Here is a 20,966-nt window from a genome sequence, read left to right as displayed (position 1 = left end):
GTCCAATTTTCTGTGCGAAGGGAGACATGTGCCGTTACGAGGGACAGCGGATTACATAGACTGTGGTGTAACCCTCAGCCCGGGAGTATGCCCTCCGAAGGAAGGTGGATGAGCTTGAAACAGCATAGACGAACATCTGCCCGCCGCTCGGGGCGGCGGGCTTCTCAAGCAGCGCGAAGAAACTCCCGGCCGCGGCCGCGGCCCGCGGCATTACTGCCTGCCGCGAATCATCCGGAGCCTTATGTGTCGGTGATTATTCCGGCGATGAATGAAGCACGGACGATCGCCGCAGTCATTGCTGAAGCCAGAGGTGTTCATCCGCGCTGTGAGGTTATAGTGATTGTCAACGGCTCTGCCGATAATACGGCAGAAATTGCGTGCAGCATGGGCGCGAAGGTCATCTCCTTCACCCAGCCGCTCGGGCACGACGTGGGCCGGACTGTTGGAGCGGAAGCAGCCAGGGGTGAAATCCTGCTGTTTACTGACGGGGATCTTGTTATTCCCGCTGCGGAACTGCGCCCGTTTGTGGAAGCGGTCAGCGGCGGGGAGGATGTAGCTTTGAATAATTACTCCGGTCCGGTCCGCAGCAGGCTGCCGCATCCCGTGGTGCTCTCCAAGTATGCGCTCAATATTATGCTTGGACGGCCGGATCTGCAGGGATATTCCCTGACAGCGGTTCCCCATGCGCTCAGCCGGGCGGCGCTTACGGCTCTGGGGAGCGCTTCTCTGTCCAGGCCGCCGCTGGCCTATGCCCGTGCAATATTGGATGGGCTGAAGGTGAAGGCGGTGCACAAGGTGCCTGTCGGCCGGATGAACGCTGTCCGCCGTAAAGCGGAAGGCAAAGATCCCTTGCAGGAGATCATCCTCAGGGATCACCTGGAGGCGGTCGCTCTGCTGCTTGAACGCAGGGGCAAACGGGCTGGGTATGGCGATGCCGGACGGCGAAGGGAGATGGTGAGATGAAGGCCACCAGCGCTAAGGCGGGACTCCGCCCGAAGCAAAAACGGCGGAGTCCCGCCAGCACTTCCATCCGCCGGAACGCAGCCGGCACAGCGCTGTCAACCGGCCGCAAGCCTGCAGGCCGTCAGCCGCAGCCGCTGCTTCGGCGGCTGCGCGGATCGCTGTCAGTGATCATCTCGGCAAGGAATGAAGCGCGTACCCTGCCGCCGCTGCTGAAGCAGGTAATGCGCCTGCATCCGCTGGAAATCATCGTTGTGCTTAACGGGTGCACCGACAACAGCTTTGAGCGCACCAGATTGTGTCCGCAGGCGATGATCGTGCATTGTCCGGAAACGGCGGGGCATGATGTGGGGCGGGCGCTTGGTGCCAAGCTTAGCCGCGGGGATATCCTGCTGTTCCTGGATGGAGATATGGTTATATCTGCTCCGCAGCTGGCCGGGTTTGCTGCTGCTGTAGACGGCGGAGTGGATGTGGCGCTGAATGATCTGGATCATCTGCTGCCGCCCTTTGGATTCAGTGATGATGTTACCCGCTGCAAGCTGTACCTGAATGCCGTTCTTGGCCGGAGCGATCTCGGGGTCAGCTCTATGACCGCGGTGCCCCATGCTTTGTCGCGGCGTGCGCTGGAAGTGATCGGCTACCGTGAACTGATGGTTCCGCCCAAAGCACAGGCGATCTCACTAATGAGGCAGCTGCGGGTGGAGAAGGCGGGGACAGTCAATGTGTTCAAGCAGAACCGGCTGCGGCAAAGCAATACAGGCGCCGGGAATAGGGTGGAGCAGCTGATTGCCGGTGATCATGCGGAAGCGCTGCTTGAGGTTCTTGCACAGCGCCGGATGCATTCCGGTGAGAGTCTGCAGGAGCAGCGGCGCCAGCTGGCGGCCTGGAGGAATGGCATATGACGCTCACCAGCATTATTATTCCGACTTATAACGGGCGGCATCTGCTGCAGGCCTGTGTCGAATCGATCAGGCAGTACACGGATACTCCCTATGAAATTATTGTTGTCGATAATGCTTCGACCGACGGTACGGATGCCTACTGCCGTAATCAGCAGCTGATGTTTATTTCTCTTCCGGAGAACCGCGGCTTTCCGCTTGCCTGCAATATGGGGCTGCAGCTGGCCTCAGGCGATGAGCTCCTGCTGCTGAACAACGACGTGATCGTCTCGCATAACTGGCTCTCCAATCTGAAAGCCGCCCTGTATAGTGCTGCGGATGTCGGCATCGTTGGTCCTGTGACGAATTATGCCAGCGGACGGCAGAAGGTAAGGACTGCTTATACAGATATGCCCGGTTTTCATAGTGAGGCGTTGGCGGCGAATATCCGGAATCCTCTGAAATGGATGGAAACGGTGCGGCTTGTAGGACTGTGCTTCTTGTTCAAACGAACGTTGCTTGATACGGTAGGCCTGCTCGATGAGCGGTATTCACCGGGCCATTACGAAGACGATGACTACTGCTATCGCGCCCGGCTGAAGGGTTTCAAGCTGCTGATTGCCGGCGATTGTCTGGTGCATCATGAAGGAAGCGCCAGCTTTAAGGAAGTTTATCCCACTGAGCTTCAGGAGCTGGTGGAGCGTAACCGTAAGCTTTTTATGAGTAAATGGCATTTGGATCCGGCACATTTCATCTGAAATGCTGACTCGAAGGCTAAAGACACAGATAAAAGGGAGGAAAGTAAGTGAAAGGAGTCATACTGGCGGGCGGAAAAGGAACCAGGCTATATCCGCTGACCCGGCTTATGAACAAACATTTGCTTCCGGTCGGCAAATATCCTATGGTGTGTTACGGTATAGACCGGTTGCGCCGGGGCGGGATCACCGATATTCTCCTGGTAATCAGCAAGCAGTCTGCGGGGCAGTATACGGATTTTTTGGGCAGCGGTGCAGAATTCGGCGTATCTCTGACCTATAAAATCCAGGAAGAAGCAGGAGGGATTGCGGAAGCGCTGGAACTGGCGGAAGGATTCATTCTCCCGGGCGAACGGTTTGTCGTACTGCTGGGTGACAATCTGTTTATGGATGATCTTAGCGCCTACATGGAGAAATATCAGGAGCAGCCACAGGGGACGGCAAAAGTATTGCTGAAGCCGGTGGAAGATGCACGGAGATACGGGGTTCCCGTGTTCGACAGTGAGGATGCTTCCTTGATCGCCTACATCGAAGAAAAGCCGGAGCAGCCGAAGACCAAGTTCTGTGTAACCGGAATTTACATGTATGATGAAGCCGTGTTTGATATTATCCGCCGCATTGCCCCCTCGCGAAGAGGGGAACTGGAAATTACCGATGTGAACAACATTTATGCCGGAGAGCGCAAGCTTACCTATGATGTGCTTAAGGAATGGTGGAGCGATGCCGGTACCTTCCAGTCGCTGCAGGAGGCCGGAGAAAAGCTGAAGAACACGCTGCCTTAGGCGGCGTGTTCTTTTTGCTGTAACCCTTTTACGACGCTAATATCCCTACTAGTGACCCTTACCCCAAATTTAGGTATACTGCGTATGTAGAGATTTAGTCTTGCGTCTTTGGAACTACATAATTATTGCTGCTGGGGAGGCATACATATGTTTAACAAGGATCTGCGTGAAGAAGCTGTCGGGAATCTGAGGGAGGAACAGTCCAGATATGAGTCGGAAAATAAGCGGCTCGCGGAAGATGCGGAGCGGCTGCTGGACAAGCGCAGGGTGCTTAAGTCCATCGTTGATGAGTCCTGGGAGTTTATTCACAATTTGCGGAACAAGCCTGCGGCTCTGGATACGGATCTAAAGGTTATCAAGATTGAGTCTAAGAAGTTCTCGGGCTTGCTCTATCCACTGGAAAAAGAGATCGCTAAAGCCAATATCGCCTCCGGTGGAACGGCAGCAGGCATGGCGCTGCCGGGATTAGCCGGGCCGGTAGGCCGGGCCAGCAGCGGAGGTGCAATTCTGACCGCCGGCTTACTGAATAGCCGCAAGAACAGGAAGATCGCCGAGCAGGCCAGTACGGAGGCTGCTGCAATCCGCACCCATCTCCGGGCGATAGAGGCTACCCGTAAGGAAATTCAGGAGATTACGGCACTAAGCGTCTCCACTTCGGAGGGGCTGCGCCGTATGCTGTTGAAATGCCGTACTTTCACCACCGATTACGCAGAGCTGCCGCCGGAAACAAAACAGCGGCTGGGTGCGATGGTTAATCATGCGAAGGCCGGAGCACAGCTGCTGAACCGGGCAGTTGGAGCGAATGCTTAGCGGCCGGGGGAATTGATGATTTTGGTATGAATTAAGAATAGGAGATGGATATTGAATACCAGATGGCTTCCGGATTTGCCGGAAGTCATCTTTGCGGTTGTGGCCGGGCAATCCGCCACCAGAGAAGCTCCTCCGTTTCACGGTATTGCTCGGCGCCCAGATGTCTAAGCACATTATGGGATGCGAAATTATCCGGCTCCGTATCGGCGATGACCCAGCAGGCTTCGGGGTGGCTGAAGATCCATTCGTTCACACACCCCACCGCTTCTGTCGCATATCCCTGGCCCCAGTGACTCTCGTCTATAATGTAGCCGATGATAACCTCGCCCCGCTCATTAGGTTGTCCTTTCAGGATGAGGAATCCAATCACCTGCTGCTCCCCGCGATGGATCACCGCCCAGCAAGTAAACCACAAATAATTGTCTTCATTCTGCAGCACTTTGGAATAGCGGACCTTCATCGCATATAGCATTTCTTCATCAAGTATAGAAGCTGCAAGCTTTAGCCCGAGCGACTGTTCCAGTGCGGCCGCAGTATAATGACCGACACTTGCGGACAGCTCTGCGGCAGTTAAAGGCTGCAAATCCAAACGTTTGCCGGAAAGTTTCATATCTCTCACAATTCCCCCAATCCAGGTAACTCTTACCGCCGGATATCCGACTGGAAAAAAGTTCAATTTCAGCATCCAGCATATTCCTGACCGCTATGACCTGTCAATATCTGCGCTGTATGATCTGGTTCGCAAGCATTGCGGTTCCCGGAACCGTCAGGGCTTCTGCCGCATATGCTGTAGCAGGGCGTTTGAGCAAAGGAGACATGAAGGTGCAGAATAAAATAACCAAGGTGCTGCAGCACATGGCCCATACGCACGAACAAATGGCGCGGATTCTTGACGCCGAACGCCACGTAGCCGTCCGTATGTCACAAATAGTCCATGATCTGCCGGATGCGGAGCCTGATTTCGGCGGATTCAGCGGACTGGTCGAAAGCCACGGTCAGGTCAACAAGAATATCATTGCTTATTTGAATGCTATTGCCGATCTGGAAGAAGCGATGGCTGAAGGGGTAGGCCGGGTAATCAAAGAATTAAGCGGTCAGGAAGAAGAGTAGCGCTTAAGCAGGCAGGAGGCGGAAAATGAGCAGAGAAAAGGCTTTTCTGCAAATGCTGGAGTCGACCGCTACCATCCAGTGGAACATCGCGATGATTCTCGAGGCCAAAGCGGTGGAAGCGGAAAAGGTAAAGCAGTGGACACAGCATCATATCCATGCTAGATCGTTCGACAGCCATCAAGAGCAGTTGAAGGAATCCCTCTCCATCCATGAGGTGATAGTGGAAATGGTAGAGGGGCTGACCAAGCTGGAAAATGGGCTGTACAGCAACTTAAAAGCGGTACTCGGCAGCGGTGAAGAGGAAGGCGGCGAAGGCTTCGGCGGCATGTCCGGTGACGGCTTCGATTTCGGGGACGACAGCAAATGAGCGGCGGGCTTCTCTCCGAACACGCCGTCAAGCTGGAGATGATCCGCTCCATCGCCCGCAGCCAGGCCGCACTCGCTGCGATTCTGGAGAGTATCGCCGAAATTACGGGGCAATCGGAGCTGACGGCCCGCAAGCTGAGTGACAATATCAGAATCCTAAGCCAATATCAAAGCGCCATGTGCCGGATGATGTCCGGTATTTCGCTGCATCAGCCCAAACGGGGAATTCCTGCTGCGCCATGGCTAAGCACGGCATGCGCAAACGGAACCTCCAAAGTACATGGAGTACAGGAGGAGTAGAAGGATGAAGAGAAAGAAAGCGATCAAGCGTTCAGGCAGGGCAGCCCGCAGACGCGTCCTGCTGGTGACAAGGAAGGCCAAAATCCGCAGAGGTGCCGGCCGTAAAACCCGTAAGCTCCGTTATGGCAAGACTACGAAGAGAGGGCTTTTGCTGCGCAAGAAAAGAAGACTCCGCCGCCGGCTTGCCCGGAGAGTGCAGGTGGTGGTGCAGCCGCCGGTACAGGTCGTGCCGGTCATCGAGGCTCCACCGGTACCGCAGGTAGTTCCGCTCCCCCCGGACCTAGGCGTCCCTCCGGAAACGCCGCCGGGAGACGCCTTTCAGCAGGGCTACACCGAAGCATACAACGTGGGATTCGACGCCGGTTTCGCCAAGGGCTTCGAGGACGGGCATAAGCTGGAGCTGGGCTGATTAGCAGGAGGGCCAACTGGTGAGGGGCTTATGAAGCAGGTCTATAGGGGGGCGTTTCAGGTGATGTGTCCTGGCTCCCTTTATAGGCCGCTTATCCCCGCTGATTCCTCCCGCCTTCCTTTGTGCCTGCTAAACAAACCAGGGGCTTGCGGTGCTAAGATAGCAGGCCCTCTATTGAATTTGCTTCCGGATATGATAGACTTCTCTAAAGAATCTTTGACGGGTTCAAAACTTTAGGCAGGAAAGCAGGGATACCATGAGCAATAACGAGATCCGCAAGGCACTGGCAGAGGAAACCGGGGAGATTATGGAGCTGATTGCCAAATGCGTACAAGCCATGCAGGCAGGCGGAAGTGACCAATGGGATGACAGCTATCCTAACCGGGAAGTCATCGGACAGGATATTGAACGGGGGACATTATACGCCTACATAGATAATGAAGCCATTGCCGGCATTATTGTGCTGGACGAGCATCCGAGTGAGCTCTATCAGAGCATTCAGTGGTCCCAGGAGCAGGGGCGGCATCTGATCATGCACCGGCTGGCGGTTCATCCCGAGGTGCAGGGCAAGGGCATTGCACGCAAGCTGATCGCTTTTTCCGAAGAGCATGCACGCAGGGAAGGCTACAGCAGCATCCGGCTGGATACCTACTCGAAGAATACCCGGGCGCTGGCTTTATATCCGAGTCTCGGCTACGAACGCAGGGGCGAAGTGTTTTTTCCTCACCGGGCAGTGAGTTTTCCTGTGTTTGAGAAGGTGCTGATTGTAGAAGGGGCATAGGATATGTACTGTGAATCGCTACATAGATTGTGCTTCACTCCGAATTCCGTTCATATAGGGTAAGTGGCATTCTGTTGCACTTCCTGCAGTAGATTCCCTCAAAATCAGGTGTAAAACTGAATCTGCTGCACTCTATACAACAGAACTCGGTGAAAAAGGTGATTTGGACCCGAATCCCGGGAATCTAATGCACAAAATACAATAGAAGGAGATTTGCCCCGGTATACGGAGCCAATCTATTGCAGTAAATATAATCATTCAAACCTTTTCTACTCCCCCGGCATGAACGTTATAAGTTTCAGACTCAAAATATATTGGTGAAGGTTTTGGACATAAAAATAAGGCTGGTTCCTATAAGATAGTATTCGCATGATAGCGAAGTTTGTTTGCGCAAGCGAACATGACCACTTGGTAGGGCTTGCCTTCTTTTTATTTAATGGGATAATATTACATAATTAACAGTCATGGAATATTTTTTGGTGTAAGTTAACTTTAAAAGTTAGACGAGGGGGCTAATCGTTGAAGCGTACTGTAAAGTTAGTTTTTATTATATGCACAGTTTTGTGGATTGGAGGATGCGGGAGTTTTGCGAATGCACAAGCGAAAGTTTTTAATAATGATGATCAGCTGCTGGAATCAGGGGACAGTTATACATTTGAGAATACAGTAGGAGAAATTAGTGTTAATGAGGCGAGCTTTGATTTTGACGGATTCTCAGGTGTTTATACGGCTTGGAAAATAAACAGCCCAAACAATGAAGCTATAACTATTAAAATAGAAGGCTCTATTAACCGGGGGAAATTCAAATTGATCCAAACAACGGAAGATCGTCAATTGACCACGGTTTGGAATGGAGAGAAGGAAGAGAATATTACGCTCGAAATTCCCGAAGGAGAAAGTGCACTGAAATGGGTCGGAAAAAAAGCAGCCGGGAAGATAAATATTCAATTGGAGTCGCCGCAAGGATTAGTAGCAGATCCTCAAACGGATTTATTCGATGTAGATTAGATGGAGATGAATAAAATAAATCATATGTAAAATAATATGACACATAAATCGAGTTTTGTTTAATTATAAGTATTAATTTCATCTTTGTAGATGTTCAATGTTAATTTTATTGACATAGAATTTGTCTTTCGTTTATTATGGGGTTATTCAGCAACCAATTGAATAATCCTTTTTTTCGTATATCCTTAATAATTGGTTTAAGGGTCTCTACCGGGAACCGTAAATTTCTGGCTACGAAAATATGCTGCGGCATATTTTTGTAGCCTTTTTGTGTTAGCTACATTAAGCAAACTGTGAATTGAACGAGGGGGAATCGGATTATGGCGAACATACTGATCAAAAACGCGGAGATTATCACGATGAACAAACAGGAAGAGATTTTTCACGGAGATATCCGGATTAAAGACAGCATGATTGTTGAAATCGGCAGCGGCCTTACGGCGCAGGGGGATGAACGGGTAATCGATGCGACAAACCGTACGGTCATTCCCGGCTTTGTACAGACGCATATCCATCTCTGCCAGACGCTGTTCCGCGGCAAAGGCGATGACTTAGAGCTGATGGACTGGCTGCGCAAGCGGATCTGGCCGCTGGAGGCGGCGCATGATGAGGAATCGCTATACTATTCTGCCATGCTGGGGATTGGGGAGCTGATCTCCAGCGGCACGACGACGATTGTTGATATGGAGACGGTCAACCATACGGATTTTGCGTTTCAGGCGATTGCCAAAAGCGGCATCCGCGCCCTCTCCGGCAAGGTGATGATGGACCAGAAGGGTGGCGATGTTCCCGAAGCGCTGCAGGAGGACACGGCGGCATCTCTTCAGGAGAGTGTGGATCTGCTGGAGAAATGGAACGGCTATGACAACGGGCGGATTCAGTACGCGTTCTCGCCGCGTTTTGTCATTTCCTGCACCGAGCCGCTGCTGAAGGAGGTCCGCGACCTGTCGGCGCGTTATAACGTCAAAGTTCACACCCATGCTTCCGAAAACCAGGGGGAAATCGAAATCGTCCAGGCAATGACCGGCATGCGCAACGTTGTGTATCTGGATCACTTAGGGCTGGCGAATGAACGCCTGATTCTGGCACACTGCGTGTGGCTGGATGCGGAGGAGAAGCGGATTTTGCGGGACCGCGGGGTTCATGTCAGCCACTGCCCGGGCTCCAATCTGAAGCTGGCTTCAGGTATTGCGGATACGCCGGGTATGCTTCATGACCACGTTCACCTCAGTCTCGGAGCTGACGGCGCACCGTGCAACAATAACCTGGATATGTTCAACGAAATGCGGCTGGCGGCGATCATCCAGAAACCGCATCATGGCCCGACGACCATGGATGCACGCAGCGTATTCCGGATGGCAACCATCGGCGGCGCTAAGGCAGTAGGTATGGAAGACAAGATCGGCAGCATCGAGGTAGGCAAAAAAGCCGACCTGGCCATCCTGAATCTCTATAACTTCCACACCTTCCCTTCATATGATATCGACCCGATCTCCCGCATCGTCTATTCTGCCACCCGCGCGGATGTGGAGACGACAATTGTCGATGGTAAAATCCTGATGGATAAAGGGCTGCTAAAGACCGTGGATAAAGACACCGTGCTGCAGGAGGCCAACCGTTCGATCAAACGGCTGCTGGTGCATTCGAAGATTAGCTGATACCAACAGTATGGGTTACGTGTTGCAGGGGGCCGGCAGGCCCTCTTTTTTATGGATATTTTGCATGAAGCGTATAGTAGAACAGCCTCTAATTTCGTGAAAAAAACATGTTCAGCCGCCGGACAGGGCTAAGGAAGTATTTGACACACGCCTTTATATAATGTATATATTAAATATATACACTAAATACAATTAACGTTAGGATGATGGTGCCGCAGCATGAACATATTGATTTCAAGTACATCCGGGGAGCCGATATATGCCCAGATTGTGGCTCAGATCCGTCAGCTGATTCTGCAGGGGGAGCTTGTATCGGGAACGCCTCTGCCATCCATCCGCCAGCTGGCCAAGGAGCTGCAGATTAGTGTGATCACGACGAAGCGGGCTTACGAGGAACTGGAGCGGGAAGGTTTGATCAACTCCATCGTCGGCAAGGGTTCCTTTGTGTCCGGGGCGGATCAGGAATTTATCAAAGAGCAGCGTCTGCGGATGCTGGAGCAGAAGCTGAAGGAGATTATTGACGAGAGCAGGCTGCTGGGTCTCAATTATGCTGAGCTTACAGATATGCTGAAGCTGCTATACGAGGAGGAACAGGAATGAGTGATTGCATCAGACTGGAGCATCTGCACAAGAGCTATGGACATTTTCAGCTGCAGGATATCTCACTTGGGGTGAAGGAAGGGTATATTACCGGACTGATCGGACCGAACGGGGCAGGCAAAACAACGCTGATCAAGATGATCATGGGCATGGTTCATCCCGACCAGGGGGAGATTCAGTTGTTCGGGCTGGATCACAAGGAGCATCTGCCGGCGAATAAAGACCGGATCGGCTACGTGTCCGACGAGAATATATACTACGAGCAGCTTACGGTTAAGCAGATGAAAAAGGTGATCGCCCCGTTCTACAGCCGCTGGGATGAGGATACATACGAAAAATACCAGGAGCTGTTCAAGCTGCTCCCGGGCAAGAAGATCAAAGATCTGTCCAAAGGGATGAAAGTTAAGTTTTCACTGGCAATAGCTTTGTCGCATGGGGCAGATTTGCTCATTATGGACGAACCTACTTCAGGACTTGATCCGGTGTTCCGCAGAGAGCTGCTGGATTTGCTTACGGAGCATATTCAGGACGAGCGGAAGTCGATTATTTTCTCAACCCATAACACAACGGACCTGGATAGGATTGCCGATTATATTGTGTTCATTAATGACGGGCGGATCGTGTTCCATGAGATGAAGGAGGCGCTGGCCGAGAAATACCTGCTGGTCAAAGGCGGTAAGGAACTGCTAGACCGTGACGTCCGCCGCTTATTTCTCGGTATCCGGGAGAGTGCGCACGGCTTCGAGGGGCTGACCGGGAACCGGACAGAGGGGGAACGTTACTTCAAGGAAACAGCCATTTGCGAGACGCCCAGCTTGGAGGAAATTATGTACTTTTCCGTAAAAGGAAGTGATATACGTGTATAATTCGCTGTATCTGATCCGTAAAGACCTCATCCTCGTGCAAAAATTTATGCTGCTGCTTATCCCGTATTATCTGGTTATGGGCTATACGAATTTTGACGGCTATACACTGTTCGCCCTGTTCCCTGCCATGATTCTGCTTATCAATTCCTGCACACTTGATGTACAGCAGAATAATCAGAAATTTCTGATCAGCCTTCCGGTTCCTAGACAGCAGCTGGTGCTGGCCAAATATTTGGCAATTCTGCCTTACGGACTGGTCAGCTTGGTATGTACGCTGCTGCTATACCTGGTCGCGTTCCTGTCTGGCCGGACAACCGGCCCTCTAGCCTGGAGAGAGCTTGCGCTGTGCCTTTCCGCCTTTCCGCTGCTTGCATCATTCTACCTCCCTCTCTATTATTGGCTGGGCCGGAAGGGGACGCAGGTGGTCAATTTTGTCTTCATCATGCTGATTATGCTTAGTGTTAGCGCGGTCTCTAAGCTGGTGGAATGGATGCCTGGACTGTCGGGCTGGATCAGCACAGGCAAGACGGACAGCATTCTGCTTCCGGTTATTGCGGGTCTCGGCTATGTTCTGGTTCTGTTCTGCTCCTATCTGATTTCGCTGCGTGTGTTTGCTGCTAAGGATATCTAGGAATGATAATAAACTCTAGAAATGATCTCCGGAGATACGGGGGTCATTTTTTTCTGTTATATTGGCTCTAAGATGTATTTAATACAACTGGAGAGGCTTGTTTTGCGCTAAAACTGATGTAGCTGTACTCTGTACAATTAAATCGGCAGTAAGGAAGTAAAAGTGGAGTCTGACCTAATTCTAACTGTAGAGCATACAATTGCAGCTGTTAATACCGGTCTTTTCTTCGTTATAACTGCAGGAATTACACTTAAAGCCAAAATGCGCAGGCTGTTAAAAGGGTTGCATTTCCTGCAATCAATCGTGGCATAGAGTGCAATCATTTTACTTTTACCAAACTAAAAAATAGAAAATAAAGGGAACCTTTTGCCTGATAACGGGGTCGTATAAAGTGAGGTGGTGCAATTGGAGCTGGAGCTGGATAAGCGGGTTGAACGGGAGAACCGGGATGAACGGATAACGCCGGATGAGCTGAAGGATGCCGAAACCATGAATGAAGATCAGCTGCGGCAGGTAATGGGCCTGTACGGAAATGATATCTGGAACTATATCTACTACTTGACTAAAAATGCGGAGCAGGCGGATGATCTCACGCAGGAAGTATTCGTGAAATGCTTTTACCGGATTGGCACGTACAGGGGAACTTCCGGCTTGAAGGCCTGGCTGTTTACGATCGCGCGCAACACGGTTTTCTCTTACCGGAAATCGCGGTTTTTCCGCACAGGCTTGTGGGGCGGCGGGGTTCAGAGCCTTTCGCCTGTGTACGCGGAGCGGCAAGGGACAGAGGCTGGACAGCATGGCACCCTGGTGGAGCAGCTCGGCACGTCGCGTTCTGCGGAGATGGAGTATCTAGGTAACCAGCAGACGAGGGACATCTGGGACATCATCATGAAGCTGCCGGAGAAGCTGCGCGAGGTGCTGGTACTGGACCTGAAGGCAGAACTATCGGTTAATGAAATCGCCGGTCTGACCGGGTTGCCTCCGGGAACCGTCAAGTCAAGGCTGCACCGTGCGCGGCATAAAGTCCTGGACAAACTAAGGGGGATGAAGTGATGGAGGAGCATGAGCCGCAGTGGTATGAACAGGCACGCAAAGGGCCGTTCCAGGAGCCGAAATTTACGGATTCCTCTGCTGAAAGGGTGATCCGGCGTGTACAGCAGGGCAGGCCGGGCCAAGACAGAACCGGATTCAGATTCCGGGGCTTGCTGGCAGCGGCTGCCGTTGTCCTGGTGCTGGCAGGAGCAGGGGCGTTGTACCAGAACAGCATGCCCGCGAAAGAGGGAACCTCAGCAGGCATAACCCGGCCGGTAGAGAATAATCCTGTGCTTACTGATGAAGCGCTAAAAAAGAATGCGGAGCAGCTGATACTGGAGCAGCTTGGCAAGAAGCTTCCTTTTGAAAAACTGGTCCGGCAAGGAAATACGGGCCGGGTACAGCTTATTTATCGGGAGAGCATACAATCTGAAGCCTACGTTCTAATCTGGATGAACGAAGAGACGGGGGAAGCGACGATGTTCGACATGAGTGCTGTGTATGAACCTGGAGAGATCGACAGTAAGCTGCTCAGTGAAGCTGAAGAGAAGCTGCGGGAGCTTGGCTATACGCGGGACTTTCAGGCTACAGGCTTAACTCGTTACGCCGTATATGGGCGTACGGCCAATAAGACTGTTGAGATTCAGAATGTTGTGCATGCAGAAGATGCGGACATTAACTTTACAAACGGAGCATATGTCCGGGCAGGCTTCGATATGGACCAGAACGAGGTTAGTGAGGAATTAAAGCAAGCCGGAGTACAGGCGATCAGGCTGCTCAGAAGCGGAGGGGAAGAGGCTTTGACTAAAATCCTCCGTTCCACCATAGAAGGCGCAGGCGATGAAATCACTCTGATTTATGGCACGGCTGCAGGTTCACCCAGATCTGTTACTTTGGATTATGCTACACATGCCGTCCTGGACGTGTCCGATTATTCGCTGAATGTGATTCCATCGGCTGATCCTAAGAGACAAGCTGAATTTGATCAGCAACTGCTGGAGATGGATAATGCCAAGCTGCAGAGCGCAGCCGCTGCCATTGCCGATAAGCTGTATGGTATCCGGCTGGAGGATTATATGCTGGACAAGAACGGACCAAGGCCGGGGGTCATTACCTTTGAGAGTCGCGGGGAGGCGCCGGCCATCGAAGCCTCTTATAATCTTGACGGAACCATGTACAGCTTTAGCGTGAAGCGTGAGAGTAATACGCTGCCCTATTAATGAAGAAAAATTAGCAGCAATACAAGAGACGTACGCCATACCGGGCGGCGTCTCTTTTTGATTAACAAAACAAGTATTGCTATACTAGAGAAATCTGATATTTTACAGAAAAATGGAAGTTATTTTACAGAAAAATACGGAATAGAAGTAAGAGGGGATAAGATGAACGAGAACAAAGCCAAGCTAGTGCCGGTGCATTTCTATATTGTAGCCGGATTCATCTGGCTGAAGCTGCTGCTGTTGAGAGGACTGTTTTTTGACCGGATTGCCTGGGAGTGGATTGCCGCCGATCTGGCACCGGTACTGCTGATTATGGGGATTCTGACCGTTATTCTTCCGCGGCGCATGAAGACGGGCGCTTATTGGATCTTCAATGGTATCTTATCGCTGCTGCTGTTTGCAGCCAGTGTGTATTTCAATCATTTCGGTTCGGTTCCGACTTATCTGGCTTTCTATGAGTTGAATCAGGTCTTTCAGGTCAAAGAGAGTGTGGAATCAACGATTCAAGCCATTGATTACCTGTTCTTCGCTGATCTTGTGGTGATGATGCTGTATGCACTGATCCGCAGATGGCAACGGGGGCCGGTCAACCCGGTCCGCAGCTATACCGCAGGCCGGGCGACAAGAACCCAGCTGATTGTAATTCTGGTGGCGATTCTAGGCGGCGCCTCGCTGTCAGCCTACTCCGTGCATGCTGCGCGCAGCATTACGAATGAGCTGGTACAGGCAGAGAGCGCCGGGTTCCTGAATTATGAGGTGGTTGCGGCCATTAAGGCACAGGAGGATAACGGCTTAATCGGCACGGGCGATATTAAGGAAACGATTGCCAAGGTGGAGCAGCTGGAGGCTGGCTATCCGTACAGTGATAAGCCTGCCGGTACAATGCCGGAGTATTTCGGCTCGCAAAAGGGCAAGAATGTAATCGTGATTCAAATGGAGGCCTTCCAGAACTTCCCGCTGCACCAGTCGCTTGACGGGCAGGAGCTGACACCGGTGCTGAACAGTCTGGCCGGAGAGGGTTTTTATTTTCCCCATGTTTACCAGCAGATTGGTCCGGGTAATACTTCCGATGCCGAATTTATGAGCAATACTTCGATCTATCCGATCGGTACGCTGGCGATGTCCACCGGCTTTGGAGACCGGGAGCTGCCGAGCCTGCCGCGGCTTTTGCGGGATAAAGGCTATGAAGCCTACACGTTTCATGTGAATAAGGTTGGCTTCTGGAACCGCAATGAGCTGTATCCGGCCCTGGGCTTTAACGGCTATTATGATAAAGGTTCCTTCAAAAATGATCATTTCAACGCCTTCGGCGCCTCGGACGAGCAGCTGTATATCACCGCTGTAGAGAAGCTCGCAGAACTGAAGCAGAAAGGAACGCCGTTCTATGCCCAGCTGGTGACGGCCTCCAGCCATCACCCGTTCAAGATTCCGGATGACTACAAAAGAATTACATTGCCGGACAATCTGCAGGATACGATGCTTGGAGATTATCTGACGGCGATTAACTATACGGACTATGCTGTCGGCACTCTGATTGACGGGCTGAAGCAGCAGGGACTATGGGATAACACGGTGCTTGTGCTGTACGGCGACCATTTCGGGCTGCAGCCGCAGGATGTGCCGCCGGAGCAGGTGGAGGAAGCACTCGGTACGCCGTATGATTCCCGGATCAGCCGCTTCAATATCCCGCTGATCGTGCATGTGCCGGGTATGACCCAGGGGCAGACGGTGGAACGCACCGGAGGCCAGCTGGACATTCTTCCGACTGTGGCTAATCTGCTGGGTGTCTCGCTCAAGGACGAAGGGTTTACGGCATTCGGGCATGATCTGCTGAATATCGGCCGCAATGTCGTCGGCATGCGCTATTATCTGCCTACGGGTTCCTTTTTTAATGATGAGATTATGTTCGTTCCGGGCAAAGGATTCGCTGACGGTACAGCCGTTTCGCTGGATACGCTCCAGCCGGTGGCAGATTTCAGCCCATATGAGGGCGACTACAACTATATTCTGCAGCTGATGGGCCTGTCCGATGAATACGTGAAGCTGCTGCCGCAGCGCTAGGGGGAGCTATGAACAAAAGAATATTGAAACCCGAGTATCTGGTGGCTCTTGCCGGCTGCGGCCTAATTCTTTACCTGCTGTTCCTGCAGCCTTTTATCGGGGTAGCTGACAACGGGGATTTCAAGCGGATGATGGATACCGTCGGGCTGAATTACTATAATGCTGCAGAAAGCTATGCTGACCGTTTTTTCAGCTTCAGCCATGCAAGGTTTTCCTATGAAAATCTGTTTCAAGGTTTCTATCCTTCCTCACAGATTCTGCTGGTACTGGTTCCGAGACTCCTCTCCGGAGTGTTTCATGGCAGCTATTTTGATATCCGCCTGCTGGGAGCGGTGTATGCGCTTCTGCTGCTTGCCGCGACCTGGCTGATTGTGAAGCTCGGGGCTAAGTACTCTGCGGTGACAGGATTGCTGCTGGGGGTCGGGATGTTGTTTGTCTTTTATGATATCGGATATTTGGCTTATTTCAATTCGCTCTTCGGCGAACCGGTGTCGATGGTATCGATGCTGCTTACGTTTGCGCTGGGTTTGAGGCTGACGGCACAGGAAAGGCCAACCCGGAAAGGGCTGACACTGTTCTTTCTAGCTGTATTGTTCCTGATCTGCTCCAAAATCCAGAATGCTCCGGTCGGGCTCGTCTTCTCCTTGATTTTTTTGCGGCTTGGTGCACTTCCCGGGGAGGGGAACTTCCGGAGGCTGGCCCGCCGGTTCGCGGTGGCAGTGGCTCTGGTCTCGGTCATTCTGTATATGGCGGCTCCCAAGGAACTCAAGCATATCAATTTGTACCAGACTGTGTTTTTCGGGATTCTGAATGATTCACCGGATGTACGCGGGGACCTGCGTGATCTGGGACTGCCGGAACACCTTGAGGTGCTGGCAGGAACGAATTATTTCCAGAAGGATACCGCCATCAAACAGGATGATCCGTCGCTTACGCCGGAATTCTATGACCGGGTCTCCCATAAGGATGTGCTCTTCTTCTATATTAAGCATCCCGTACGGCTGATAGAGCATATGAAATATGCGGCCAAGAACAGTATGGACATCCGCCCGCAGTATCTTGGAAACTATGAGAAGTTGGAGGGAAAGCCGGCTGGTGCGTTGAGCCAGACCTACAGCGTCTGGAGCCAGTTTAAAGACAAGCATATCCCGCATACCCTTGGCTTCCTTATCCTATTCTATCTAGTGTATTACGCCGGAGTGTTGTTCCATTATTTCCGTACAAGAGAGCTGGCGGGCCGGATTGCCGGCGAACTGCTGCTGCTGATCGGGCTGATCGGACTGTTCTCTTTCCTGGTCCCGGTCCTCGGCGACGGCAGGGCGGATATCGGCAAGCATCTGTTTCTGTTCAATGTGAGTTTTGATCTGATGGCCGTGATCATGTTCGGCGGGCTTGTGCACATTGCCGTAAGCATGGGCAGACGCATTCATCGGACTTTGGGGAATTGACCCATTGTAAATTATCGAATACAATGTGTTTGGAACTTTAGTAAAAGTTTAACAAATGGCTGTACAGCCTCATCTGAGTTAGGGGGCCGCTATGGGGAATGATGATCATAGGGACAGAATTGAGCAGGCAAGGCAGGAGCTGAACAGGCTTGCCCTGGAATTTGGAATGCAGGATATAAGAGTACTCCGCCAATCCGTGAAGCTGGATGCATTGTTGAATGAATATACCGACTGCCTCACGGACAAAGACGATGTGCCTTATTAGGAAATAATAGAATAGAGAGCTGTATACCTTAGACATCTGGACGGTTATCCCGCCCGGATGTCTTTTTTTGTGTTTGTTGGCGGGATGGGCAGGAAGGGTTGGAAACAAAGGTATTTTTCCCTTTGATTTCCCACTGGCGGGCGGAATGGACGGAAACAAAGGTATTTTTCCCTTTGATTTCCCGCTGGCGGGTGGAAAGGGCGGAAACAAAGGTATTTTTCCCTTTGATTTCCCGCTGGCGGGTGGAAAGGGCGGAAACAAAGGTATTTTTCCCTTTGATTTCCCGCTGGCGGGCGGGAAGGGTGGGAACAAAGGTATTTTTCCCCTTGATTTCCCGCTGGCGGGTGGGAAGGGTGGGAACAAAGGGGGGGACTCCGCTTATCCCCGTCATCCAACCGTTGTCGTCCTGCTATTCATCACATTCTCCAACTTTTCAGAGGGCATTGTGACAGGATACAAGTGTATCCCAGTGGAAGGAATCGGCAAAGGTTCGGGCAACCCGGGTGATCGACAGGGGGCATCTGCCAATTTATCATCAGTCGTGGCAGATGTCCATGAGGCGGATGCTGACTCCGCATATAGTACTACTGTCTTGAGAATATGACGGGGCAGGGTGAAAGCCGTGAAAGCAAAAAAGAGAAGAACGCGTCCGCGGGATTATCGGGACGGCTATCAGGAAGGATACCGTCTCGGCTTATGTGAAGCTGTGAAACGCCTGAATTCTCCGGAGGTGGCAGCATGCCGGCCGTTTAAGCTGATGTATGTGCCCCAGGGCTTTGAGGCGATAGACACAGGGATCGCAGAAGCACTCAGGCTGCTGGTAAGTGAGCTGGTGCTCAGCACACCTGAGACGATGCTGGAGGTGGCGGCGCGGGAAATGCCGGGAGCAGTCCTCGTCATGAACGGGCTGCATGTGTTTCCGGAGAACCATCTGGAACAAATTGATGAAATCAAAAAGCTTGGGATTCCTACGGCAATCTGGTTTGCGGATGACCCTTACTTTACCGAAGACACCTCCGTCATCTGCCTGCATTATGATCACGTGTTTACGCATGAGCTGGGATGTGTGGAGTTTTACCGCTCGCTCGGGGCGGGCTCTGTTCATTACCTTCCGCTCTGCGTGAATCCCCAAATGTTCTATCCGCGCAGGACCGGACCGCAGCATAAGTTTGATATTGTGTTCATCGGCAACGCCTTCCGCAACCGTACTGCACTGTTCGACGAGCTGGCGCCCTATCTTAAGGGCAAGAAAGTGCTGATCGCCGGCGGCTTCTGGGAGCGGCTGAGCCAGTTCGAAGAGCTGTCTCCTTTCATTAAAAGCGGCTTTATCCCGCCGGAAGAAACGGCGAATTATTACAGCGGTGCTAAGCTGGTCATTAATATCCACCGGCCGTGGGAGGGCGGGCAGGATAACCGCAACACCTTTCAGCTGCCGTCACGCTCTATTAATCCCCGAACCTATGAAATCAGTGCCTGCGGAACCATGCAGCTGACAGATATCCGTGAGGATCTAGGAAGCTATTACCGCCCGGGCCATGACTTAGAGACCTTCGCCTCCACCGAAGAGCTGAAACGCAAAATCGACTATTACCTGAAGCATGAGAAAGAGCGCCGGAAGTTTGCCCTCCGGGGGCTGCAGACAACACTGCGTCATCATACATTCACCGCAAGGCTGCCTCAATTGTTGAATGTGATTACTTCACAACTGTGAAATCAGAATGGGATGAAGGAGCGATTACTCATGAACAATGAATTTATAATGCCCGCACCTCCGCTGCCGCGGACACCGGCGGAAGAAGAAAAGCTGCGCGGACGCCTGACCGGCTTCAAGATAGGCTACGATGAGGGATATTTACGGGGAAGGCTCGCCATTCTGGACGGCCGTCCGGAGGAACCGATTCCGGTGCGGAACCTTCATGTGATGTATGTAGCCTCGGGCAAAGGTTATCCGTATTCCCCGCTGGATGAAGCCGTTCTTTATGCGCTGCAAAAACTGACGACCCAAGTCACAATTACCGATGTCCGCCAGAATCTGGTGGGGCTCGTAGACGCGCAGCGGCCTGATCTGGTGCTGGTGCTGGACGGCCTTGAATTGCCGCTTGATCAGGTTGCCGAGCTGCGGGGCAGGGGCATCAAGACCGCGATCTGGCTGACGGATGATCCGTATTATACAGATTTCACGATAAATATCGTAGCCCATTATGATTATGTGTTCACACTGGAGCGCAATTGCGTGGAAATATACCGCGGCCTTGGCTGCACTGAGGTACATTACCTGCCTTTTGCCGCCCACAGGGAGCATTATCGCCCGACGACAGGACGTTCACCGGTACAACGGGATGTTAGCTTCATCGGCTCCGCCTACTGGAACCGGATCAATTTCTTCCGTGACATTATGCCGGAGCTGATGAGCTACAACACTGTCATTAACGGCATTTGGTGGGACCGTCTGCCTGAGGCTCCGCTGTACGGGGAGCGTATTGAAATCGGCAAGTGGATGACTCCGCAGGAGACTGCGGTCACCTATAGCGGCTCCAAAATTGTTATTAATCTTCACCGTGCCCATGTGGATGAAATGGATAATAACAATAAGCTGTATATTCCGGCTGCCTCACCCAATCCCCGCACCTTCGAAATTGCAGCCAGCGGTACGCTGCAGCTGAGCGATGCCAGAGATGATATGGGCACCTTCTACAAGGTCGGTGAAGAAATTGATACGTTCTCAAGCCCGCAGGAGATGATGGATAAAATCCGTTATTACCTGACCCATGAGGAGCAGCGGCGGGATATGGCGCTGCGCGCCTTTGAACGGACGTTGAAGGATCATACCTACACCAAACGCCTGAACCAGCTGTTGACCATAATCTACGGCTAACCGGCAGCGGCGGGCAAAAAGTGAAAATGTGCGCTTACCAGGGGACAGGTGTCGTGCCGGCATCTGTTCCCCCTCAATATACTGAGTACTGGACCTTGGCGTTCGCCCCTAACCAGACGCAGCCAGGGGCAGCTTCAACTGAAACAAGAGG

Annotated in this window: 24 protein-coding genes and 1 riboswitch; of the genes, 22 read left to right on the top strand and 2 right to left on the bottom strand. The window is 52.1% G+C overall.

What is annotated here, in order from left to right; all coding sequences use genetic code 11:
* Window positions 1-108: 108 nt before the first annotated feature.
* From QU597_RS23360 to QU597_RS23340, 5 genes are all read left to right on the top strand, one after another.
* Window positions 109-963: a glycosyltransferase family 2 protein gene (locus QU597_RS23360; protein ID WP_310830041.1), complete on the top strand. Its 855-nt coding sequence runs from the start codon at window positions 109-111 to the stop codon at window positions 961-963.
* Complete coding sequence (locus QU597_RS23355) at window positions 960-1,862, top strand: glycosyltransferase family 2 protein (protein ID WP_310830040.1); 903 nt, start codon at window positions 960-962, stop codon at window positions 1,860-1,862. The genes QU597_RS23360 and QU597_RS23355 overlap by 4 nt, the downstream gene beginning before the upstream one ends.
* Window positions 1,859-2,596, top strand: a complete 738-nt coding sequence (locus QU597_RS23350; RefSeq protein ID WP_310830039.1) for a glycosyltransferase family 2 protein — start codon at window positions 1,859-1,861, stop codon at window positions 2,594-2,596. The genes QU597_RS23355 and QU597_RS23350 overlap by 4 nt, the downstream gene beginning before the upstream one ends.
* Before the next feature lie 47 nt (window positions 2,597-2,643).
* Entirely contained in the window at window positions 2,644-3,375 is a 732-nt protein-coding gene (locus QU597_RS23345; RefSeq protein ID WP_310830038.1) for a sugar phosphate nucleotidyltransferase, read from the top strand.
* Window positions 3,376-3,522: 147 nt separating this feature from the next.
* Window positions 3,523-4,185, top strand: coding sequence for a DNA polymerase III subunit gamma/tau (locus QU597_RS23340; RefSeq protein ID WP_310830037.1), 663 nt, complete (start codon window positions 3,523-3,525; stop codon window positions 4,183-4,185).
* 85 nt (window positions 4,186-4,270) lie between these two features.
* Here the strand turns inward: QU597_RS23340 and QU597_RS23335 are convergent, their stop codons facing one another.
* Window positions 4,271-4,870, bottom strand: a complete 600-nt coding sequence (locus QU597_RS23335; RefSeq protein WP_310830036.1) for a GNAT family N-acetyltransferase — start codon at window positions 4,868-4,870, stop codon at window positions 4,271-4,273.
* 137 nt (window positions 4,871-5,007) lie between these two features.
* Between QU597_RS23335 and QU597_RS23330 the strand changes: the two genes are divergently transcribed.
* The 15 genes from QU597_RS23330 (at window position 5,008) to QU597_RS23260 (ending at window position 17,940) form a co-directional block, all read left to right on the top strand.
* Window positions 5,008-5,295 carry a hypothetical protein gene (locus QU597_RS23330; protein ID WP_054942853.1) on the top strand — a complete coding sequence of 96 codons (288 nt, stop codon included), beginning with the start codon at window positions 5,008-5,010 and terminating at the stop codon, window positions 5,293-5,295.
* Window positions 5,296-5,320: 25 nt separating this feature from the next.
* Complete coding sequence (locus QU597_RS23325; protein WP_310830035.1) at window positions 5,321-5,662, top strand: alpha-helical endospore appendage domain-containing protein; 342 nt, start codon at window positions 5,321-5,323, stop codon at window positions 5,660-5,662.
* The gene (locus tag QU597_RS23320; protein WP_054942851.1) at window positions 5,659-5,961 is read left to right on the top strand and encodes a hypothetical protein; all 303 of its coding nucleotides are present in this window, start codon (window positions 5,659-5,661) and stop codon (window positions 5,959-5,961) included. Before QU597_RS23325 ends, QU597_RS23320 begins: the two co-directional genes overlap by 4 nt.
* Window positions 5,962-5,965: 4 nt before the next feature.
* On the top strand, window positions 5,966-6,370 hold the full coding sequence (locus tag QU597_RS23315) for a hypothetical protein (protein WP_310830034.1): 405 nt from the start codon (window positions 5,966-5,968) through the stop codon (window positions 6,368-6,370).
* 256 nt (window positions 6,371-6,626) lie between these two features.
* On the top strand, window positions 6,627-7,151 hold the full coding sequence (locus QU597_RS23310) for a GNAT family N-acetyltransferase (RefSeq protein ID WP_310830033.1): 525 nt from the start codon (window positions 6,627-6,629) through the stop codon (window positions 7,149-7,151).
* A gap of 519 nt (window positions 7,152-7,670) precedes the next feature.
* The gene (locus QU597_RS23305; protein WP_310830032.1) at window positions 7,671-8,159 is read left to right on the top strand and encodes a hypothetical protein; all 489 of its coding nucleotides are present in this window, start codon (window positions 7,671-7,673) and stop codon (window positions 8,157-8,159) included.
* 155 nt (window positions 8,160-8,314) lie between these two features.
* Window positions 8,315-8,413: riboswitch (purine riboswitch) on the top strand.
* Window positions 8,414-8,479: 66 nt separating this feature from the next.
* Window positions 8,480-9,817, top strand: a complete 1,338-nt coding sequence (locus QU597_RS23300) for a 5'-deoxyadenosine deaminase (protein ID WP_310830031.1) — start codon at window positions 8,480-8,482, stop codon at window positions 9,815-9,817.
* A 219-nt stretch (window positions 9,818-10,036) separates the two neighbouring features.
* Window positions 10,037-10,417 carry a GntR family transcriptional regulator gene (locus QU597_RS23295; RefSeq protein WP_310830030.1) on the top strand — a complete coding sequence of 127 codons (381 nt, stop codon included), beginning with the start codon at window positions 10,037-10,039 and terminating at the stop codon, window positions 10,415-10,417.
* Window positions 10,414-11,283: an ABC transporter ATP-binding protein gene (locus QU597_RS23290; protein WP_310830029.1), complete on the top strand. Its 870-nt coding sequence runs from the start codon at window positions 10,414-10,416 to the stop codon at window positions 11,281-11,283. The genes QU597_RS23295 and QU597_RS23290 overlap by 4 nt, the downstream gene beginning before the upstream one ends.
* The gene (locus tag QU597_RS23285; RefSeq protein ID WP_310830028.1) at window positions 11,276-11,914 is read left to right on the top strand and encodes an ABC-2 transporter permease; all 639 of its coding nucleotides are present in this window, start codon (window positions 11,276-11,278) and stop codon (window positions 11,912-11,914) included. The genes QU597_RS23290 and QU597_RS23285 overlap by 8 nt, the downstream gene beginning before the upstream one ends.
* 405 nt (window positions 11,915-12,319) lie before the next feature.
* A complete protein-coding gene (locus QU597_RS23280) occupies window positions 12,320-12,967 on the top strand; it encodes an RNA polymerase sigma factor (protein ID WP_310830027.1) in 648 nt (215 codons plus the stop codon).
* Window positions 12,967-14,166, top strand: coding sequence for a hypothetical protein (locus QU597_RS23275; protein WP_310830026.1), 1,200 nt, complete (start codon window positions 12,967-12,969; stop codon window positions 14,164-14,166). The genes QU597_RS23280 and QU597_RS23275 overlap by 1 nt, the downstream gene beginning before the upstream one ends.
* Before the next feature lie 162 nt (window positions 14,167-14,328).
* A complete protein-coding gene (locus tag QU597_RS23270; protein WP_310830025.1) occupies window positions 14,329-16,227 on the top strand; it encodes an LTA synthase family protein in 1,899 nt (632 codons plus the stop codon).
* A gap of 8 nt (window positions 16,228-16,235) precedes the next feature.
* Window positions 16,236-17,675, top strand: a complete 1,440-nt coding sequence (gene wsfD, locus QU597_RS23265) for a glycan biosynthesis hexose transferase WsfD (protein ID WP_310830024.1) — start codon at window positions 16,236-16,238, stop codon at window positions 17,673-17,675.
* Between the two features lie 91 nt (window positions 17,676-17,766).
* Window positions 17,767-17,940: an aspartyl-phosphate phosphatase Spo0E family protein gene (locus QU597_RS23260; protein ID WP_082452049.1), complete on the top strand. Its 174-nt coding sequence runs from the start codon at window positions 17,767-17,769 to the stop codon at window positions 17,938-17,940.
* A 28-nt stretch (window positions 17,941-17,968) separates the two neighbouring features.
* Here QU597_RS23260 and QU597_RS23255 read toward each other — a convergent pair whose 3' ends face one another.
* Complete coding sequence (locus QU597_RS23255; RefSeq protein ID WP_310830023.1) at window positions 17,969-18,331, bottom strand: hypothetical protein; 363 nt, start codon at window positions 18,329-18,331, stop codon at window positions 17,969-17,971.
* A 222-nt stretch (window positions 18,332-18,553) separates the two neighbouring features.
* On the opposite strand from QU597_RS23255, the gene QU597_RS23250 reads away from it, so the two are divergent.
* Both QU597_RS23250 and QU597_RS23245 read left to right on the top strand, forming a co-directional pair.
* Entirely contained in the window at window positions 18,554-19,651 is a 1,098-nt protein-coding gene (locus QU597_RS23250) for a CgeB family protein (RefSeq protein ID WP_370656209.1), read from the top strand.
* 30 nt (window positions 19,652-19,681) lie between these two features.
* Window positions 19,682-20,815 (top strand): CgeB family protein, encoded by a 1,134-nt coding sequence (locus QU597_RS23245; protein WP_310830021.1) that lies wholly within the window; start codon window positions 19,682-19,684, stop codon window positions 20,813-20,815.
* Window positions 20,816-20,966 lie beyond the last annotated feature (151 nt).

The organism is Paenibacillus pedocola (assembly GCF_031599675.1).
Lineage (GTDB): Bacteria > Bacillota > Bacilli > Paenibacillales > Paenibacillaceae > Paenibacillus_AQ > Paenibacillus_AQ pedocola.
The sequence above is the reverse complement of the archived record's forward strand: the minus strand, read 5'-3'. Positions and strand labels throughout refer to the sequence as shown.

What these genes read in the sequence shown, in the direction of transcription:
- QU597_RS23300 (WP_310830031.1), top strand. Translation starts at nt 8,480, where the DNA reads ATGGCGAACATACTGATCAAAAACGCGGAGATTATCACGATGAACAAA.
- QU597_RS23245 (WP_310830021.1), top strand. Translation starts at nt 19,682, where the DNA reads ATGAACAATGAATTTATAATGCCCGCACCTCCGCTGCCGCGGACACCG.
- QU597_RS23310 (WP_310830033.1), top strand. Translation starts at nt 6,627, where the DNA reads ATGAGCAATAACGAGATCCGCAAGGCACTGGCAGAGGAAACCGGGGAG.
- QU597_RS23350 (WP_310830039.1), top strand. Translation starts at nt 1,859, where the DNA reads ATGACGCTCACCAGCATTATTATTCCGACTTATAACGGGCGGCATCTG.
- QU597_RS23360 (WP_310830041.1), top strand. Translation starts at nt 109, where the DNA reads ATGAGCTTGAAACAGCATAGACGAACATCTGCCCGCCGCTCGGGGCGG.
- QU597_RS23295 (WP_310830030.1), top strand. Translation starts at nt 10,037, where the DNA reads ATGAACATATTGATTTCAAGTACATCCGGGGAGCCGATATATGCCCAG.
- QU597_RS23275 (WP_310830026.1), top strand. Translation starts at nt 12,967, where the DNA reads ATGGAGGAGCATGAGCCGCAGTGGTATGAACAGGCACGCAAAGGGCCG.
- QU597_RS23325 (WP_310830035.1), top strand. Translation starts at nt 5,321, where the DNA reads ATGAGCAGAGAAAAGGCTTTTCTGCAAATGCTGGAGTCGACCGCTACC.
- QU597_RS23355 (WP_310830040.1), top strand. Translation starts at nt 960, where the DNA reads ATGAAGGCCACCAGCGCTAAGGCGGGACTCCGCCCGAAGCAAAAACGG.
- QU597_RS23255 (WP_310830023.1), bottom strand. Translation starts at nt 18,331, where the DNA reads ATGACGGGGATAAGCGGAGTCCCCCCCTTTGTTCCCACCCTTCCCACC.
- QU597_RS23315 (WP_310830034.1), top strand. Translation starts at nt 5,966, where the DNA reads ATGAAGAGAAAGAAAGCGATCAAGCGTTCAGGCAGGGCAGCCCGCAGA.
- QU597_RS23320 (WP_054942851.1), top strand. Translation starts at nt 5,659, where the DNA reads ATGAGCGGCGGGCTTCTCTCCGAACACGCCGTCAAGCTGGAGATGATC.
- QU597_RS23260 (WP_082452049.1), top strand. Translation starts at nt 17,767, where the DNA reads ATGGGGAATGATGATCATAGGGACAGAATTGAGCAGGCAAGGCAGGAG.
- QU597_RS23335 (WP_310830036.1), bottom strand. Translation starts at nt 4,870, where the DNA reads ATGCTGAAATTGAACTTTTTTCCAGTCGGATATCCGGCGGTAAGAGTT.
- wsfD (WP_310830024.1), top strand. Translation starts at nt 16,236, where the DNA reads ATGAACAAAAGAATATTGAAACCCGAGTATCTGGTGGCTCTTGCCGGC.
- QU597_RS23290 (WP_310830029.1), top strand. Translation starts at nt 10,414, where the DNA reads ATGAGTGATTGCATCAGACTGGAGCATCTGCACAAGAGCTATGGACAT.
- QU597_RS23340 (WP_310830037.1), top strand. Translation starts at nt 3,523, where the DNA reads ATGTTTAACAAGGATCTGCGTGAAGAAGCTGTCGGGAATCTGAGGGAG.
- QU597_RS23270 (WP_310830025.1), top strand. Translation starts at nt 14,329, where the DNA reads ATGAACGAGAACAAAGCCAAGCTAGTGCCGGTGCATTTCTATATTGTA.